A 16,974-nucleotide genomic window follows, 5' to 3' on the forward strand; every position below is an offset into this window, starting at 1 on the left:
CATCGCCAGTATCCGGAAATAAAACGGGCCGCAATTGCGGCCCGTTTCGTTGGTCGCTGCTAAGGCGACCTGTTTAAAGCGTCACGCGTCGTGCTTGACGTCTTTCCTGGCCGATCCGGTCGATGTTTCCGCAGCGTCTTCCTCGTCAATGCCTTCGACGATTTGCGTGTTGCCTTCGAACAGGTTCGCGGTGCGCGGCTCGTCCTTGCCGCTGACCATCTCGTCGCCTACGTTCTGATTGACCGGCGACTCGACTTTCTCGGGCGACGTATCGCCCACGATCATCGCGGAAGATGCGAATTCAGGCTCCGCCGACACTTTCTCAACCGCAACCACCGTCGGCGGCGCGACCACGACCGGTGGCAACTTCGTCCCGGCGTCGATCGCGTCATCGGCTGCATTTTCGCCGGTGATGTAACCCGGAACCGTGCGCACCAGGGGTGGCTGGACCTGCGGGGCCGGCTTGTTCCAATGTCGGTCGGAGCGTGTCTGCGCTTCGTCATCACCTCCGGCGGCTTCCCGTGCCTCGGTCGATTCGGTTGCAGGATCAGGCGCGTCCGCAGACGTCATGTCGGTGCCGTCACCGTCCGGGCCTTCCGCGACGGCATCTGACTGCTTGCTGGCACGAGGTGTGCGCGGCGGCCGGGGTGCCCGTGGCTTGCGTGCCTTCGGCGCATGCGTGCCTTCGGCCTCGTCATTGCCTTCGTCGTCGCTCTCGGCCTCGGGCGTGCTCTCTTCGTTGAGCTCAGCATCGGTCGAGGACAGAGCCGCGGGCTCGACGCTTTTCGAGGCTGCAAGAGGTTTCGCTTCGGGCTGATCCTCAGGCGGCGGGGCCAGCGGCTTTTCGTCGGTCTTCGGTTTCTCTTCCTGCTTCGTAACGGCCTCAGGAACATCGTCAAAGTCGAACTCGGGCTGTGCACGACTTACCGGTGCCGGAACTTCACCGGCCGGAGCACCGCCTGGGGCGTCGTTATCTTCCGAGGAGCCTGCATCCGACAGGACGTTATCGGAAGAATGGTCTGCGGCAGATGAGGCGTCCGCACTGCCGCGACGGCGGCGACGGCCACCACGACGGCCGCGGCGGCGACGGTTGGTGCCGTCGGCGTTGTTATCGTCTTCGGCCGGGGCATGGCCATTGGTGGCGTTTGCGGCGGCCGGCGCCTGCCGGGTATCAGCGTTGGCGCGGTCGCTGTCACGTTCTGCTGCAGGCGAGGCCGCAGACGTTGCGGCGGCCGCGGTGGCCAACGCCGCCTGATCGGCGGTATCCAGCTGCGGTGCGGTTACGTCACGCGCCGGGCGATCCCCGCGCGACTGGCGAGGTTGCCGCTGCGTGGATTTCTCGGCGGTGTCCATTGCCGCGACGTTTGTCTCGCCCTGGCGTCGGGGCTGTTTTTCGCGCTGCTGCCTGGACCCACGGCCATTGCTGGCAGAGGCCCGCTCTTCCTGCGGCTGTCCGTTGCCACGACGGGCATCATCGCGACGGTTGCCCTCACGACCTTGCTGCTTCCCACCACGGCGCTGGCCGTTGCGGTCCTGACGCTCGCCGCGATCGCTGCGCTCGGCCTGGTTGCTGCCGTTGGGACGCCCCCGACCACTGCTCGAGCGATCGTTCGCCGCCTTGTCGGCAGCCGGGGCAGGGGTGCCACGGAAGAACCGCATGATGCGGTCGACCATTCCGATGGAATGGGTCGGAGCCGCAGCGACCACCACCGGAGTCGGCGCCGCCGCAGCAGGCACGTCAGCCTGGCGCGGTTCACGCAAAGGCGCCGGCTGGGCCGGCCTGACGTTGGTCACGGCGGCGGCGACCGGAACATTCAGGTTCGCCTTGGTCAAGGCGTGGGTTGGAAGCTTGCGCTGGCTGCCGCGATGGTAGCTCGGACGGTTGCTGTCTTCGCCCAGCTCGTTGTCGCGCAGTCGGCTGACTTCGTAATGCGGCGTCAACAGATGCTCGTCGGCGACGATCACGATCGGGGTGCCGTGACGGCTTTCGATCTCGCTGATCGCGCGGCGCTTCTCGTTGAGCAGGTAGTTGGCGATTTCGGTCGGCGCCTGGACCAGGATCTGTCCGGTGTTTTCCTTCATCGCGTGCTCTTCGCTCACGCGCAGGATCGACAGCGACAGGGACTCGACACTGCGCATGCGGCCATGGCCTTCACAGCGCGGGCAGACCAGCTGGCTGGACTCGCCCAGGCTCGGTCGCAGCCGCTGCCGGCTCATCTCGAGCAAGCCGAAGCGCGAAATGCGGCCGACCTGGACGCGGGCGCGATCCTGCTTGAGCGCGTTCTGCAGGCGGTTTTCGACCTCGCGCTGGTGCTTGCTGGAGGACATGTCGATGAAATCGATCACCACCAGGCCGGCCAGGTCGCGCAGGCGCATCTGGCGGGCGACTTCCTCGGCCGCCTCCAGGTTGGTGTTGAACGCGGTTTCCTCGATGTCGCTTCCGCGCGTCGCCCGCGCCGAGTTGACGTCGACCGCGGTCAACGCCTCGGTCTGGTCGATGACCAGCGCGCCGCCCGAGGGCAGGCGCACATCACGCTCGTAGGCGTTTTCGATCTGCGACTCGATCTGGAAGCGGTTGAACAGCGGCACGTCGTCGGTGTAATGCTTGAGCTTGCGCAGGTTGTGCGGCATCACCTGCTCGACGAACTCGCGCGCCTCGGCGTACATCTCCTCGGTGTCAACGAGCACCTCGCCGATGTCCGGGCGCATGTAGTCACGCAATGCGCGGATGATCAGGCGGCTTTCCTGGTAGATCAGGAAGGGCGCGGGCTTGGTCAGCGCCGCATCGGCCACCGACTTCCACACCTGCAGCAGGTAATCCAGATCCCACTGCAGTTCCTCGGCATCACGGCCGACACCGGCGGTGCGGATGATCACGCCCATGTCGTCGGGGATGTTCAGCGCATCCATCGCGCGCTTGAGTTCGGCGCGGTCCTCGCCCTCGATCCGGCGCGATACGCCGCCCGCGGTGGGGGAGTTGGGCATCAGCACCATGTAGCGCCCGGCCAGCGAGATGTAGGTGGTCAGCGCCGCGCCCTTGTTGCCGCGCTCTTCCTTGTCCACCTGGACCACGACCTCCTGGCCCTCGCGCAGCAGTTCCTTCAGGCCGGCCTTGTTGTGGTCCACGCCCGCGGCGAAATAGTCCCGCGAGATTTCCTTCATCGGCAGGAAGCCGTGGCGATCACCGCCGTATTCGACGAACGCCGCCTCCAGCGAGGGCTCCAGGCGGGTGATCTTGCCCTTGTAGATGTTGGACTTTTTCTGTTCCTGCGACGGTTGCTCGATATCGATGTCGTACAGGTTCTGCCCGTCGACAATCGCGACGCGCAGCTCTTCGGCCTGCGTCGCGTTGATCAGCATGCGTTTCATTGATGCATTCCTCGCGCGCTCTACCGCGCGGAACGCCCTGGCGTTTCGCCTCTGGACACTGCGTCCCGTCGCCGCGACATGGAACCTGCAGGCCGGTGAACCGGCGTGCGCGCGCTGACGTGACCTGACAATTTCCAGCGCTTCTACACCACGGCAAACCGCGGGAGCGCTTGTTTTGTTGCTTACCAAATTTTGGGGCCGGAGGCGCTTCGGGCAGATGCCGTGACGCCGCTCGGGTCGTGTTCATCGACCGGTGATTGACGCATATTCGCCAAAACCGGACGAGCCGAGGTTCCACCGTGCTGGCGCTGCTAACATGGCCGCCCCGAGGGCGGGGGTCAGACGCAGACCGGAATCGCAGGTCGGGCTTTTGGCCCGTGTTCCGGCTACCGACGTAGTGTGGTGGCCGCAACGACTTCCCTGCGAAATCAAAACCTTATCTCGCGTCGCGAGTGTACCAGATAACTTCCCCAGAATGACCCATTCAGATACCCAGCAAAGCCATGCCGGAGCGCGCGTTGCGGTCGTTCCCGAAGACCGCGAAGGCCAGCGGCTGGACAACTTCCTGCTCGGTCTGCTGAAGGGTGCTCCCAGGTCGCTGGTTTACAAGCTGGTGCGGTCCGGCCAGGTGCGCGTGAACGGGGGTCGGGCGAAGGCGGATCGCAAGCTGGAAAGTGGCGACAAGGTCCGCATTCCCCCCGTTCGGGTGGAGCCCGAGGGCGAGCGACCCGCACCGCCGCGCGGGTTCATGGATGCGCTGGAGGCGGCAATCGTGCACGAGGATGCCCGGTTGCTGGTGCTTAACAAGCCCTCGGGCGTCGCCAGCCATGGCGGCAGCGGCATCAGCTTTGGCGCCATCGAGACCCTGCGTGCGCTCCGGCCGGGGCAGGGCCTGGAGCTGGTGCATCGGCTGGACCGCGACACCTCCGGTGTCCTGGTGGTGTCCAAGAAGCGCTCCACGCTGACCGAGATGCAGGCGCTGATGCGCGAAAGCACCAGCGGCGCGGGCGGCATGCGCAAGCGCTACCTGGCGTTGCTGATCGGGCGGATGCCCGATGGAACGATGAGCGTGGACGCGCCGCTACACGTCGGCTTGCGCCAGGGCGGCGAGCGGCACGTGCAGGTGAATCCCTCAGGCAAGTCGGCGCTGAGCCATTTCAAGGTGCTGGAGCGGCGCAGTGGGCATTCCTACTGCGAGGTGCGCATCGAAACCGGGCGTACCCACCAGATCCGCGCGCATGCGCAGCACATTGGTCACACCGTTGCTGGCGACGACAAGTACGGGGATCCGGAGGTCAACCGCCGCCTGCGTGATCAGGCAGGACTGAAACGTCTGTTCCTGCATGCAGCCACGCTGGAATTCGCCCTGGACGGTGGCAAAACGCCCTACAGCCTTACTGCGCCACTGGCGCCCGAGTTGCTGGATGTCCTCGACCGCCTGAAGTAGATCGTCGAGGTGGACCGTCGCCGGCCGCACTGCATGCGGCGCCGGCGACGAGCGATCACTCAATTACTGCAGCAGGCTGCCCGAAACGTCCCGGCAGCGCTCTGAATCCATGTCCGGCGCGGTGAACTTCACCGGCACCCGCAGCGGGCTTTCCGCCGGTTTGCCGCGGCTGGTGCCGGCCTGGAACTTCCAGCCCTTTACCGCTTCCACCGCGGACGCATCCAGTTGCGGATGCCCGCTGGTGTCTTCAACCTTCACATCCTTCGGAATGCCATCGACGCCAATGGTGAGCAGCACGCCCACTTCGCCTTCTATACCCGCGCAGGCCAGTTCCTCCGGGTACTCGGGCGGCGGCGTCTCCACGGCCATCGGCTGGGTAGGCGCGACCTGCGCCGGCTGCTCGGCCTGCTCGGAGCTGCAGCCAGCGAGCATCAGCCCCACGGCAAGGGCGGACAGGGCGGGAAACAGCTTCCAGGGGCCAATCACGGGCTTGAGCGGGTGGTCAACGGGCATCTCATTCACTCCTGCAGGGCATCGGTTTTTGCAGCACAGATAAAGTCGTTCTCGCTCAACCCGCCCACGTCGTGGGTCGAAAAGCGAACCTCGCAGCGGTCGTAATGCACGCCCAGATCCGGGTGGTGATCCTCGCGATTGGCGATGAAGGCGAGCGCATTGACGAAGGCGATCGTCCGGTAATAGTCGTCGAACTTGAACGTTCGGGTGAGGGCGCGGCCTTCTTCGGCTACGGTCCAGTCGTCCAGATGGGCATGGAGTTCACGGATCCGGGCTTCGTCAAGGCGATGGCCCGAACCTTTGCGCGGGACGCAATGGGCCTGGGCCAGTGAAATCCTGTCGTTCATCGTGGACTCCTTGTGGTGGGCAGGCTGAACGCTCTCGGCAGCCTTGCCTGGCTTAACGGGGGGCATACGCTTGTATAGCGCCAAGCCCGTTAGAATAGCGGCATGATCCAGATATCCGAATCCGCACAGAGCCATTTCCGCAAACTCATCGAACGCGAGGCAATCCCCGGGCTGGGGGTTCGCCTGTCGGCCGTCAATCCCGGTACGCCGCGCGCCGATGTCCGCCTGGAGTTCACCGAGCCGGCGGAACTGGACGGCGATGAGTGGGCGATCGACTGCAAGGGTTTCACGCTGTGGCTTGAAGCCGAGAGCGTGAGCGTGCTGGACGGCGCGGAAATCGACTACGAAGCGCTCGCAACCGGGGGTCAGCTGCAGATACGCGCCCCGAAGATCAAGGGCGCCGTGCCCGGCGAGTCCGCGTCGCTCGTGGAGCGCGTCCGCTACCTCATCGAGAACGAGATCAATCCTCAACTGGCCATGCACCGGGGCAACGTGGCGCTGCAGGAGGTCACTGCGGACGGCATCGTCGTGCTGCGGTTCGGAGGCGGATGCCACGGTTGCGGCATGGCGGACGTGACATTGAAGAACGGCATCGAGAAGACCCTGCGCGAAAAGGTGCCCGGGGTGACCGGCGTGCGTGATGCGACCGACCATGACACCGGCGCCGCGCCGTATATCGCGCGCAACGGCGCCAGCTGACCGACCAGCCCACCCTTGACCCTTCCGGCTGACGCGTGGCTGCATGCGCTCCGGCTTCGGATGAAGCTGGTGGAACCGCATCTTCGTCGCGCCGCTGGCGAGTTCCCGCCGGGGTGGAACGAGTGGGTAGCCCGCGAGGAACGCTCCCGCACCCCCGCCGTCCCGCCCGAAGCGCTGGCCTCCGTGTTTGCCCAGCGCGACGTTGCGCCGCCCCCGCCACACTCCCCGGAGCTCGGCCGATGGGAGTCGCTCAAGGCGCTTTACCGGGAGCAATGGGACCCGCCGCCAGCCGACGAACGCCCGGTCCGCCGCATCGCGTGGGTGGTCGCTGTCGGCTGGCATCTGTTTGTCGCGCTAATGCTGGTGTGGTTGATGTATCAGCAGTATGTGGCGCCCGCGAATCCGCCGAAAAAAGGCGAGGAGGAGGTCGTCCAGATCGAGTTCCTCGGTGAGGGCACGCCGGACGAGGTTGGCGGCGGGCCGGATGTCACGCCTTCATCGGACGACGCGGCCGCAGCGAGCGCCCCCGCTTCCGGGCAGGATTCGGCCGCAGCCGAACCGCCCGCCGCACAGGCTCCATCGCAAACGCTCGATCCCGCGCCAGAGATCGCCGCCTCGGAGCCGCCGCCGGTGCCGCGCGTTACGCCCGACCTGCCGGTGCCCGAACCCACGCCGCCGGAGGTCAGTCAGAACGTCGAGGTGAGCAAGCCGGTGCCGGATGTGTCCGAGTACCAGTTGCCTCCACCGATGCCACGGCTTCCGCTGCCCCAGGTGACGGTTCCGGAGCGCACCGTCTCCGCACCGGACGCGGTCGTGGTCGAGGTGCCGTCGCGACCGGCCACCGCGCTCCCTACCATCGCGCCCAGACCGATTCCGGAATTAGAGCTGGAGCCGACACCTTCAGAGGTCGTCGTGCGCGAAATTGCCGCGCCGCTGCCCGCGGCCCCGACGGTGGTCGTGCCGCGGCGTGAGGTGGCGGTGGCCGAGCAACCGCTGATGCCGCGGGCACTCCGGGAACGGGAGATCCCGGCGCCCTCTCCAGCCACTGCCGTCCAGCCAGCTCAATCCCGAGCCAGTGACACGGCCACCGCCGCAAGATCGGATAGTTCCTCGCCGAGCGAGCGGAAGAACAACGTTTCGACCGGCAACGGCAATGCGGCGGCGACCCCTGCGCAAACCACCGGCCCGAAGGCGGCCGCCGCGCGTGGAGGCTGGGATACGCTCAAGCGCGCCGACGACTGGGGCGATTCCACCCGCAATGTCGAAGGTGGACAGAAGGGTGATCCGTCGGGTCTATACAACAGCGATGGCAGCGTTCGTCTTGCCGGGACGCCGGGGTCCGCCTCGCCGGCCCGCCCTCCCGGGGCGTTGACCGATGAGATCGTCAACCTGGATCGCGCGGGCACCTGGCTCAAGCGCAAGCCCACCGACTACGAGCCCACCGCGTTCGACCGCTACTGGCGGCCCAGCGAGACCCTGCTGGAAGAGTGGGTGCGCAAGAGCGTCACCACCGTCCGGATTCCTATCCCGGGCACCAACAAGCACGTGGTCTGCCAGACTATCCTGCTGGTGGTTGGCGGCGCGTGCGACATCACCGATCCCAACCTGCTGGATGTCGCGGCCACGGCCCGGCCTGCGCCGGACATCCCGTTCAAGCCCGAATTGCAGGAAGGCAATGGCAGCCTGCCGGAGCCGGTCGAGGAGTGAGCCGGATATCAGGTTCCGACCATGGAAAAAGCCCGCGGCAGGCGGGCTTTTTTCCTGATCGAAGCAACGGGGCGGAGGTACTTGCCGCGCCCGGGTTCCGCTACTTCTTGTGCGAGCCCGTCAGGTTGACCAGATTGCTCGGACGCGATGCGAAGTACGTCGACAGGTCGGCGATCTGCTGGTCGGTGAGCGCCTTGGCCTGCATCGACATCATGACGTGGTCGCGGCTGCCATCGCGGTAGCTCTGCAGGGCGTAGGCGAGATAGTCCTGGTACTGGCCACCGATGACCGGGTAGGTCGTGTCGATCGGCGCGTTGCCATCAGCGCCGTGGCAGTCGATGCACGACTGGCCGGTTGCCGCGCCCTTGGCATTGGCCATCTGCTCGCCGGCCGCGACGTATCCCTGCGGCAGCCCGGCGGACGAGGAGTGGGAAGGATCCGCCGGCGTCTGCGAGCAGGCGGACAGGGCGATCATGGCGACGGCGGCAAGGACCGCAGGGGCGATGGCGAATGTTTTGCGGATCGTCATGGGGCTGCGTTCCTACTTCACGTTGGACAGAAATGCGGCGATGTCGGCGATGTCCTGCTCGGAAAAGCCCTGGGACTGTGCACGCATCGTGGGATGCGAGCGGGTGCCGTTCTGGTAGGCGGTGAGCGCATTGACCAGATAGTCCGCCGACTGTCCCCCCAGCTTGGGCACGTGGTAGTTGGGGTAGGCGTTCTTGTAGCCGTCGATCCCGTGACAGCCCTGGCAGGTGTAGGTGAGCTCGTAGCCGTTCTGGGCACTGGCCGATGCGTGGGCGGGCTCCTGCCCGGCGGCAGGGGCCGCAGCAAGGGTCAGCGCCAGGGCAGCGGCAATGGTCAGCAGTCGCATCATAGGTATCCGCAATCTCGTGTGGCTGGCGAAATTCAGGCCGGCTTGGGCAGTGTGTAATCGCCGCGGGCGCCGCGCAATTTTCGGAGTATAGCTTGCGTTCATCGATCAACGAAGGGCAATTGTCGCAAACGGCCGCCCGTTGCAGGCGATAATTGCAGGTCGCATCGGCATGACCTTCGGCGCATTCCGGTGGTGAAGTGTTGGTGACATACTTATCTACAACACCGGCATTGCGACCGGGCTGTCTCCTTCCAAAATCACACCACCGGGGTCTCCAATGCAACATCGCGCCAATTCCAGCGGCAATGTCTGGCTTCGTGCCTGCGGCTCCCTGCTCGTGTGCGCGCTGCTGCTCTCAGGCTGCAAGGGTGGGGCGGCGGGAGCCGATGCCGCCGGGAAGGGCGACGCCGAAGAAAAGGAGGCGGTGACGGTTGAGGTGGCACCGGTGGAGACGCGATCCATGGCTGCCAGCTACACCGGCACCGCTCCGCTGGAAGCCTCGGTGGAGGCGCAGGTCGTCGCCAAGACGTCCGGAGTGGCGCTGAAGGTGTTGGTATCGGAGGGCGAGAACGTGCGGGCCGGGCAGACGCTTGTGCGGCTGGATTCCGACCGCGCCCGCCTGCAGGTCGCACAGACGGCGTCGCAGGTGGGAAAGTTGAGCAACCAGTTCGAGCGCGCGCGGAAGATGGCCGCCGAGCAGCTGATCGCAGCCGCGGACTACGACCAGATCCGCTACGACCTCGCCAACGCGCAGGCCGCAAACCGCATGGCCAACCTGGAACTTTCCTACGCGGACGTGAAGGCCCCGATCGACGGCGTCGTGGCCTCGGTGCCGCCCAAGGCGGGCAATTTCATCCAGATCAATACGCCGATCGTGAGGATCGTCGATACCTCGACCCTCGAAGCGACCCTCAACGTGCCCGAACGTGAGCTTGCAACGATGGCGGTGGGCCTGCCGGTAGAATTGGCGGTGGATGCCTTGCCGGGCAAGTCGTTCCGGGGCACGGTCGAACGGATATCGCCGGTGGTCGATGCCGGCAGCGGCACCTTCCGGGTCATCGCCCGTTTCGACAGCGACGGCGGCCTGCAAGCAGGGATGTTTGGCCGGATCAGCATCAACTACGACCAGCGTGCCGACGCCGCCGTGGTGCCGCGCAACGCGCTGCTGGAAGGGGAAGGCGATCCGGCGGTGTTCGTGGTCGAGGACGGAAAAGTCCGTCGTGCGCCTGTCCAACTCGGATACACCGATGGCAACTGGGTCGAGGTGCGCGAGGGACTTGCGATAGGCGACCGAGTCGTCATCGCAGGCAAGACGGCCCTGAGGGATGGCAGCGCGGTGACGGTGATCGGCGACACGCCGGTCTCAGCGACCGCCGAGTCCGCACAGTAATCCGGGCCCGGCGATGAACGACGTCATGGAACGAGCACCGCACCCTCCGGAGCAGCAGCCGGCCCGCAGCTTCAACCTGGTGGAATTCTCCACCCGCCGGCGGGTCACGGTGGCGATGATCACCATCAGCTTCCTGTTGTTCGGCTTCATCGCGCTGGGCAACCTGAAGGTCAACCTGCTTCCGGATCTGAGCTACCCGACGCTGACCGTGCGTACCGAATACATCGGCGCTGCGCCCACCGAGATCGAGACCCTGATCACCGAGCCGGTCGAGGAAGCCGTTGGCGTGGTCAAGGGACTGCGCAAGCTCAAGTCCGTCTCGCGCACGGGCCAGAGCGATGTGGTGCTCGAGTTCGCCTGGGGCACGGACATGGATACGGCTGGGCTGGAAGTCCGCGACAAGATGGAGTCGCTGCAACTGCCGCTGGAGGCCAAGCCGCCAGTGCTGCTGCGCTTCAACCCTTCGACCGAGCCGATCGTCCGACTGGCGCTGTCGTCCAGGACGGAAGGCGACGAGTTACGCCAGCTCGCGGTACTGCGCCACTACGCCGACGACGACCTGAAGAAGAAGCTCGAGCCGGTGCTCGGCGTGGCCGCGGTCAAGGTCGGCGGCGGACTGGAGGACGAGATCCAGGTGCTGGTTGACCAGGAAAAGCTCGCCCAGTTGAACCTGCCTTTCGGGACCGTCACCCGGCGCCTGGAGCAGGAGAACATCAACATCTCCGGCGGACGCCTTGAGGAGGGCTCGCAGCGCTACCTGGTGCGGACCGTCAACCAGTTTTCCAGCGTGGACCAGATCCGCGACATGCTGGTGACCACGAGCAGTGGGGGCGGTGACGCGGCCGCCGACGCAGCGATGCAGATGGCGCGCGTCGCGGCGGCCTCCGGATCCGCCGATGCCATGGCTGCGGCGGCGTCGGTACAGAGCGCGTCATCGAGTGACGCCACTACGGTTGCCGGCGGCAAGCCGGTGCGCCTGAAGGACATTGCCGAGGTCGTGCAGGGGCACAAGGAACGCGAGGCGATCATCCGCCTGGACGGCCGCGAAGCCGTCGAGCTGGCGATCTACAAGGAGGGCGATGCGAATACCGTCGCCACCGCAGATGCGATCCACGAACGGCTGGAGACGATCCGCAAACAGGTGCCACCGGATATCGACTTGACCGTCATCGACGACCAGTCGACCTTCATCCGCAATGCGATCAGCGACGTAAAGATGGACGCGGTGATCGGCGGCCTGCTGGCGATCCTGGTGATCTTCCTGTTCCTGCGCGACGGCTGGAGCACCTTCGTGATCGGCCTGTCGCTGCCGGTCTCGATCATCACCACCTTCTTCTTCATGGGCCAGCTCGGGCTGAGCCTCAACGTGATGTCGCTGGGCGGGCTGGCGCTGGCCACCGGGCTGGTGGTGGATGACTCGATCGTGGTGCTGGAGTCGATCGCCAAGGCGCGCGAACGCGGCCTGGGAATCCTGCAGGCGGCGATTGTCGGGACCGGCGAGGTCAGCATGGCGGTGGTGGCCTCGACCCTGACGACGGTGGCGGTGTTCCTGCCGCTGGTATTCGTGGAAGGCATCGCCGGCCAGCTGTTCCGCGACCAGGCCCTCACCGTTGCCATTGCCATCGGCATCTCGCTTGCGGTGGCGATGACGCTGATCCCGATGTTGAGTGCGCTGCGCGGCCGACCCTCCGAGTCCTTCCCCGAAGAGCCACCACATCCGCAGTGGCAGGCGAGGCGCCGGTGGCAGAAGCCGGTCGCGGCGACGCGCCGAGGCATCGGTGCGGCGATCAGCGGTGCGCTGTTTGGCGCCGCCTGGCTGGTGGTGCGGTTTTGGCGCGCCATCGTTGCCGTGGTCGGGCCGATCATGCGCAAGGCCAGCGACCTTGCGATGGCACCCTATGCGCGCGCGGAGCGGGGCTATCTCAGGCTGCTGCCTGCGGCGCTGGGCCGTCCGGGGCTGGTGGTGATTTCTGCGGGCGCGGCGTTCGTGCTGGCGTTGCTGCTGGTGCCGCTGCTGGGCGCGGATCTGATCCCGCAACTGGCCCAGGACCGCTTCGACATGACAGTCAAGCTGCCGCCGGGAACCCCGCTGCGGGAAACCGATGCGCTGGTGCGCGAGCTGCAGAAAAAGCATGCCGGGACCGAGGGCATCCACGCGCTCTACGGCGTCAGCGGAAGCGGCACGCGGCTGGATGCCAGCCCGACCGAAAGTGGCGACAACATCGGCAAGCTCAACATCGTGATGAGCAACGGCGGCAGCGAGCGGCTGGAAGCGTCGATGAGCGATGCGTTGCGCGAGAGCATGCAGGCGTATCCATCGGCCCAGGTGGACTTCAGCCGGCCGGAGTTGTTCAGCTTCTCCATGCCGCTGGAGATCGAACTCGCCGGGCCGGACCTGGAGACCATCAGCAAGGCCGGTCAGCGGATGGCGGCACTGTTGCGCGCCAACCCGCACTACACGGACGTCAGCTCAACGGTGGAGCAGGGCTTCCCGGAGATCCAGATCCACTTCGACCAGCAACGCGCTGCCGCATTCGGAATGACCACGCGACAGATCGCCGATGCGGTGGTGTCCAAGGTGCGCGGTGACGTGGCCACGCGTTACAGCTTCCGCGACCGCAAGATCGACGTCCTGGTACGGGTGAAGGAGGGCGACCGGGGCTCGGTGGACGACATCCGCAACCTGATCATCAATGCCGGCGGGAAGTCGGTGCGGCTGGGCTCGGTGGCCGATGTGGTGTCCACCACGGGTCCCAGCGAGATTCATCGCGCCGACCAGGTCCGGGTCGCGGTGGTCTCGTCCAACCTGCAGGGCATCGACCTGGGCAGCGCGGTACTGGAAGTGCAGAAGCTGGTCGCGGAAAACCCGCTGGGCGCGGAGGTGCAGATGCACATCGGCGGCCAGGGCGAAGAGCTGTCGAGTTCAATCCGTTCCCTGCTGTTCGCGTTCGGGCTGGCGATCTTTCTGGTCTACCTGGTCATGGCCTCGCAGTTCGAGTCCTTGCTGCATCCCTTCGTCATCCTGTTCACGATCCCGCTGGCCATGGTTGGCGCGGTGCTGGCGTTGCTGCTGACGCGCTCGCCGGTGTCGGTGGTGGTGTTCATCGGGCTGATCCTGCTGGTCGGGCTGGTGACCAAGAATGCGATCATCCTGATCGACAAGGTCAACCAGCTGCGCGAGGCCGGCGTGGCCAAGCGCGAGGCGCTGGTGGAGGGCGCCCGCTCGCGCCTGCGGCCGATCGTGATGACCACGCTGAGCACGCTGTTCGGCTTCCTGCCGCTGGCGTTGGCCTTCGGGGAAGGTGCCGAGGTCCGCTCGCCGATGGCAATCACCGTGATCGGCGGATTGCTGGTATCGACCCTGCTGACACTGGTCGTGATCCCCGTCGTCTACGACCTGCTGGACCGGCGCCCGGACGAGTACTACCGCAACCGTGCCCGGCGCGGTGATGACATCCTGCCAGTGGCGACGGGGAATCCGGAGCCGGCTGCATGAGCATCGCCGAGATCAGCCTGCGCCGGCCGGTCACCACGATCATGCTGTTTGTATCGATGGTGGCGATCGGGCTGATCGCCGCGGTACGGCTGCCCCTGGAAGCGCTGCCGGACGTGTCCGCGCCGTTCGTGTTCGTGCAGCTGCCCTACGCGGGGTCCACGCCGGAAGAGGTGGAGCGCAACATCCTGCGCCCGGCAGAAGAAGCCTTGGCTACGATGAGCGGCATCAAGGGCATCCAGGGTCGTGCGAGCTCGGACGGTGCCGCGGTTTTCATGATGTTCTCGGACTGGAGCCGCGACGTGGAGATCACCGCATCAGAGGCGCGCGAGCGCATCGATGCCATCCGCGACGAATTGCCCGACGATCTGCGCCGCTATTTCGTGTTCAAGTTCTCCACCACAGACCAGCCGATCATGCGGCTGCGACTGGCCGGCGAGATGGACATGAGCGGCGAGTATGACCTGATCGACCGCGAGTTCAAGACGCCGCTGGAGCGTATCCCCGGCGTCGCCAAGGTCGATATCGGCGGTGCAGCAGCCAACGAGGTCGAGGTGGCGATCGATCCCGATCGCCTGGTCGCGCACGGCCTCAACCTCAATGAGCTGACCCAACGCCTGCAGGCAGCGAACTTTTCCGTATCTGCCGGTCAGATCGAAGACGGTGGGCGTCGTCTGCGGGTCCAGCCGATCGGTGAGATCAACCAGATCGAGCAGTTGCGTGAGCTGCCGCTCAACGCCACGGGCCTGCGCCTTGCTGACGTGGCTGATGTCCAGTTGCGCTCCGCGCGTTTGGATGTGGGCCGGCGGCTGGATGGCAGGCCCGCCGTGGCGCTGGAAATCTTCAAGGAGCGCAATGCCAACCTGGTGGAGGTATCCAGGCTGGTCCTCGCCGAACTGGACCGGATCCGCACCCAGCCAAGCCTGAGTGGCGTTGATTTCAAGGTCATCGAGAACCAGGGCAAGGACGTCACCGACTCTCTGCTGGAGTTGGCCGAAGCCGGCGGCATCGGCCTGTTGTTGTCGGTCGCGGTGCTGTTCTTTTTCCTCCGCCACTGGCCGTCGACGCTGATGGTGACGCTGGCGATCCCGATCTGCTTCGTGATGACTCTGGGCTTCATGTATTTCGCCGGCGTCAGCCTGAATGTCCTCAGCCTGATGGGTTTGCTGCTGGCGGTCGGGATGCTCGTCGACAACGCGGTGGTGGTGGTGGAGAGCATTTACCAGGAGCGCGAGCGGATGCCCGATCAGCCGGTGCGCGCATCGATCGTGGGCACACGCAACGTCGCCATCGCCCTGTCGGCAGGCACACTGTGCCACTGCATCGTGTTCGTTCCAAACCTGCTGGGCGAGGTCAACAACATCAGCATATTCATGTCGCAGATCGCGATCACCATCTCGGTGTCGCTGTTGGCGTCGTGGCTGGTGGCGGTGAGCCTGATCCCGATGCTGTCCTCGAGGATGAAGACGCCGGCGGCGGTGCAGAACGATCACGGACTGATCCGGCGGCTGCAGACTCGCTATGCGCGTTTCCTGCGCTGGACACTGGAGCATCGCGGCTGGAGCATCACCGGAATCGTGCTGATCATTGCCATCAGCGTGGTGCCGATGACGAAGACCAAGTTCGACATGTTCGGCGGCAACCAGGGCGGCGACACGAATATCGCCTACAACTTGAACGGCAGCTACAGCAAGGATCAGGTGTCCGAGGAGGTCGCCCGCGTCGAGGCATATCTGGAGGAAAACCGCGACCGTTTAAGGATCGCCCAGGTCTACTCGTGGTTCAGCGCGGGGAACGACGCCGGCACGATGGTGACCTTCAAGAGCGACGTCGCCGACGCCGGGGAACTGGTGGAGGAGATTCGCAAGGGCCTGCCCAAGTCCGCGCGCGGTAAGATCGGCATCGACGAACAGGGCAACCAGGGCGGCGGCACTGGCGAGGGCATGCAGGTCCAACTGGTCGGGGATTCAACCGAGGTGTTGACCGCGCTGGCCAATGACGTGGTGCCGCTGCTTGCCCGGCGAACGGAACTGCGCGATGTCCGCATCGATGCCGGCGACAGCAACAACGAATTGAACGTGCGGGTCGACCGCGAGCGGGCCGCCGCATTCGGCTTCAGTGCAGACGAGGTGGCGCGGTTCGTCGGCCTGGCCCTGCGCGGCGCGCAGCTGCGGGACTTCAGCCGCGGCCAGACCGAGGTGCCGGTATGGGTGCGCTTCGCCGGTGCCGAGCAATTCGACGTCTCCGACATCGCCGCCTTTACCGTGCGCTCGGCGGACGGTCGCGACGTTCCGTTGCTGTCCATGGTGGATCTGGATACCAGCGCCGCGGCGACCGAGATCCGCAGGACGAACCGGCAGACCTCGCTGGTGATCAAGGCCAACCTGGCCGGCGATGCCACCACCCCCGACGCGCGCAAGGCGATCGAGCAGACGCTGGACAGCGTGGCGTTTCCACCTGGTTACGGCTACAGCTTTGAGGGCAGCTCGTTCCAGAACGATGCCGAAGCGGTCAACCAGATGATGTTCAACCTGATCATCGCGCTGGTGATGATCTACGTGGTCATGGCCGCGGTGTTCGAGTCGCTCGTATTCCCGTCGGCGATCATGAGCTGCGTGGTGTTCTCGATCTTCGGCGTGTTCTGGCTGTTCTGGCTGACCGGCACCTCGTTCTCGGTGATGGCCTTCATCGGCATCCTGGTGCTGATGGGTGTGGTGGTGAACAACGGCATCGTGATGGTCGAGCACATCAACAACCTGCGTCGCCGCGGTCTGTCACGCACCGATGCGCTGGTGGAAGGCAGTCGCGAGCGCCTGCGGCCGATCCTGATGACGATGGGCACGGCGATCCTGGCGATGATCCCCATCTCGCTGAGCAATACCGTCGTGCTGGGCGGCCTGACGTACTCGCCCATGGCGCGTGCGGTGGCCGGCGGACTGGCGTTCTCGACCCTGGTCAGCCTGCTGTTCCTGCCGACCATCTACGCGATCCTCGACGATATGCGTAACGCGACGGCGCGGATGGCGCGCAGGGCGAGGGGAGTGGGGGCGGATGGTGGAACGCCGGAGCAGACAGCAGTTTGAAGGAAACGCCGTAAGCGGTGCGTTGACGCGCCGCTGGCGGTGCGGTGCC

General features: G+C 65.7%; 11 protein-coding genes. 6 read left to right on the top strand and 5 right to left on the bottom strand.

Going from position 1 to position 16,974, the window contains the following annotated elements; translation table 11 throughout:
* Positions 1 to 81: 81 nt before the first annotated feature.
* Complete coding sequence (locus INQ43_RS06200) at positions 82 to 3,369, bottom strand: Rne/Rng family ribonuclease (protein ID WP_194037457.1); 3,288 nt, start codon at positions 3,367 to 3,369, stop codon at positions 82 to 84.
* A 475-nt stretch (positions 3,370 to 3,844) separates the two neighbouring features.
* On the opposite strand from INQ43_RS06200, the gene INQ43_RS06205 reads away from it, so the two are divergent.
* Positions 3,845 to 4,816 carry an RluA family pseudouridine synthase gene (locus INQ43_RS06205; RefSeq protein ID WP_194037458.1) on the top strand — a complete coding sequence of 324 codons (972 nt, stop codon included), beginning with the start codon at positions 3,845 to 3,847 and terminating at the stop codon, positions 4,814 to 4,816.
* Between the two features lie 63 nt (positions 4,817 to 4,879).
* Here the strand turns inward: INQ43_RS06205 and INQ43_RS06210 are convergent, their stop codons facing one another.
* Together INQ43_RS06210 and INQ43_RS06215 are read right to left on the bottom strand one after the other, a co-directional pair.
* A complete protein-coding gene (locus tag INQ43_RS06210; RefSeq protein WP_194035600.1) occupies positions 4,880 to 5,329 on the bottom strand; it encodes an energy transducer TonB in 450 nt (149 codons plus the stop codon).
* Positions 5,330 to 5,334: 5 nt separating this feature from the next.
* The gene (locus INQ43_RS06215) at positions 5,335 to 5,676 is read right to left on the bottom strand and encodes a 4a-hydroxytetrahydrobiopterin dehydratase (RefSeq protein ID WP_194035601.1); all 342 of its coding nucleotides are present in this window, start codon (positions 5,674 to 5,676) and stop codon (positions 5,335 to 5,337) included.
* A gap of 102 nt (positions 5,677 to 5,778) precedes the next feature.
* On the opposite strand from INQ43_RS06215, the gene INQ43_RS06220 reads away from it, so the two are divergent.
* Entirely contained in the window at positions 5,779 to 6,375 is a 597-nt protein-coding gene (locus INQ43_RS06220) for an NfuA family Fe-S biogenesis protein (RefSeq protein ID WP_194037459.1), read from the top strand.
* Positions 6,376 to 6,435: 60 nt separating this feature from the next.
* Positions 6,436 to 8,082 carry a hypothetical protein gene (locus INQ43_RS06225; RefSeq protein ID WP_194037460.1) on the top strand — a complete coding sequence of 549 codons (1,647 nt, stop codon included), beginning with the start codon at positions 6,436 to 6,438 and terminating at the stop codon, positions 8,080 to 8,082.
* A 100-nt stretch (positions 8,083 to 8,182) separates the two neighbouring features.
* On the opposite strand, the gene INQ43_RS06230 is transcribed toward INQ43_RS06225, so the two are convergent.
* Both INQ43_RS06230 and INQ43_RS06235 read right to left on the bottom strand, forming a co-directional pair.
* A complete protein-coding gene (locus INQ43_RS06230; RefSeq protein WP_228062672.1) occupies positions 8,183 to 8,557 on the bottom strand; it encodes a c-type cytochrome in 375 nt (124 codons plus the stop codon).
* Positions 8,558 to 8,623: 66 nt separating this feature from the next.
* Complete coding sequence (locus INQ43_RS06235; protein WP_194035605.1) at positions 8,624 to 8,956, bottom strand: cytochrome c; 333 nt, start codon at positions 8,954 to 8,956, stop codon at positions 8,624 to 8,626.
* Positions 8,957 to 9,236: 280 nt separating this feature from the next.
* Here INQ43_RS06235 and INQ43_RS06240 point away from each other — a divergent pair, with 280 nt between their 5' ends.
* From INQ43_RS06240 to INQ43_RS06250, 3 genes are read left to right on the top strand one after another with little or no spacing between them, the layout of a single operon-like run.
* Positions 9,237 to 10,349, top strand: a complete 1,113-nt coding sequence (locus INQ43_RS06240; RefSeq protein WP_194035606.1) for an efflux RND transporter periplasmic adaptor subunit — start codon at positions 9,237 to 9,239, stop codon at positions 10,347 to 10,349.
* Between the two features lie 25 nt (positions 10,350 to 10,374).
* Positions 10,375 to 13,845 (top strand): efflux RND transporter permease subunit, encoded by a 3,471-nt coding sequence (locus tag INQ43_RS06245; protein ID WP_228062644.1) that lies wholly within the window; start codon positions 10,375 to 10,377, stop codon positions 13,843 to 13,845.
* Positions 13,842 to 16,925: an efflux RND transporter permease subunit gene (locus INQ43_RS06250; RefSeq protein WP_194035608.1), complete on the top strand. Its 3,084-nt coding sequence runs from the start codon at positions 13,842 to 13,844 to the stop codon at positions 16,923 to 16,925. Before INQ43_RS06245 ends, INQ43_RS06250 begins: the two co-directional genes overlap by 4 nt.
* Positions 16,926 to 16,974: the final 49 nt, after the last annotated feature.

It is taken from the genome of Lysobacter sp. H23M47 (genome assembly GCF_015209765.1).
Taxonomy (GTDB): Bacteria; Pseudomonadota; Gammaproteobacteria; order Xanthomonadales; family Xanthomonadaceae; genus Novilysobacter; species Novilysobacter avium.

What these genes read in the sequence shown, in the direction of transcription:
- INQ43_RS06200 (WP_194037457.1), bottom strand. Translation starts at nt 3,369, where the DNA reads ATGAAACGCATGCTGATCAACGCGACGCAGGCCGAAGAGCTGCGCGTC.
- INQ43_RS06205 (WP_194037458.1), top strand. Translation starts at nt 3,845, where the DNA reads ATGACCCATTCAGATACCCAGCAAAGCCATGCCGGAGCGCGCGTTGCG.
- INQ43_RS06210 (WP_194035600.1), bottom strand. Translation starts at nt 5,329, where the DNA reads ATGCCCGTTGACCACCCGCTCAAGCCCGTGATTGGCCCCTGGAAGCTG.
- INQ43_RS06215 (WP_194035601.1), bottom strand. Translation starts at nt 5,676, where the DNA reads ATGAACGACAGGATTTCACTGGCCCAGGCCCATTGCGTCCCGCGCAAA.
- INQ43_RS06220 (WP_194037459.1), top strand. Translation starts at nt 5,779, where the DNA reads ATGATCCAGATATCCGAATCCGCACAGAGCCATTTCCGCAAACTCATC.
- INQ43_RS06225 (WP_194037460.1), top strand. Translation starts at nt 6,436, where the DNA reads ATGAAGCTGGTGGAACCGCATCTTCGTCGCGCCGCTGGCGAGTTCCCG.
- INQ43_RS06230 (WP_228062672.1), bottom strand. Translation starts at nt 8,557, where the DNA reads ATGATCGCCCTGTCCGCCTGCTCGCAGACGCCGGCGGATCCTTCCCAC.
- INQ43_RS06235 (WP_194035605.1), bottom strand. Translation starts at nt 8,956, where the DNA reads ATGCGACTGCTGACCATTGCCGCTGCCCTGGCGCTGACCCTTGCTGCG.
- INQ43_RS06240 (WP_194035606.1), top strand. Translation starts at nt 9,237, where the DNA reads ATGCAACATCGCGCCAATTCCAGCGGCAATGTCTGGCTTCGTGCCTGC.
- INQ43_RS06245 (WP_228062644.1), top strand. Translation starts at nt 10,375, where the DNA reads ATGGAACGAGCACCGCACCCTCCGGAGCAGCAGCCGGCCCGCAGCTTC.
- INQ43_RS06250 (WP_194035608.1), top strand. Translation starts at nt 13,842, where the DNA reads ATGAGCATCGCCGAGATCAGCCTGCGCCGGCCGGTCACCACGATCATG.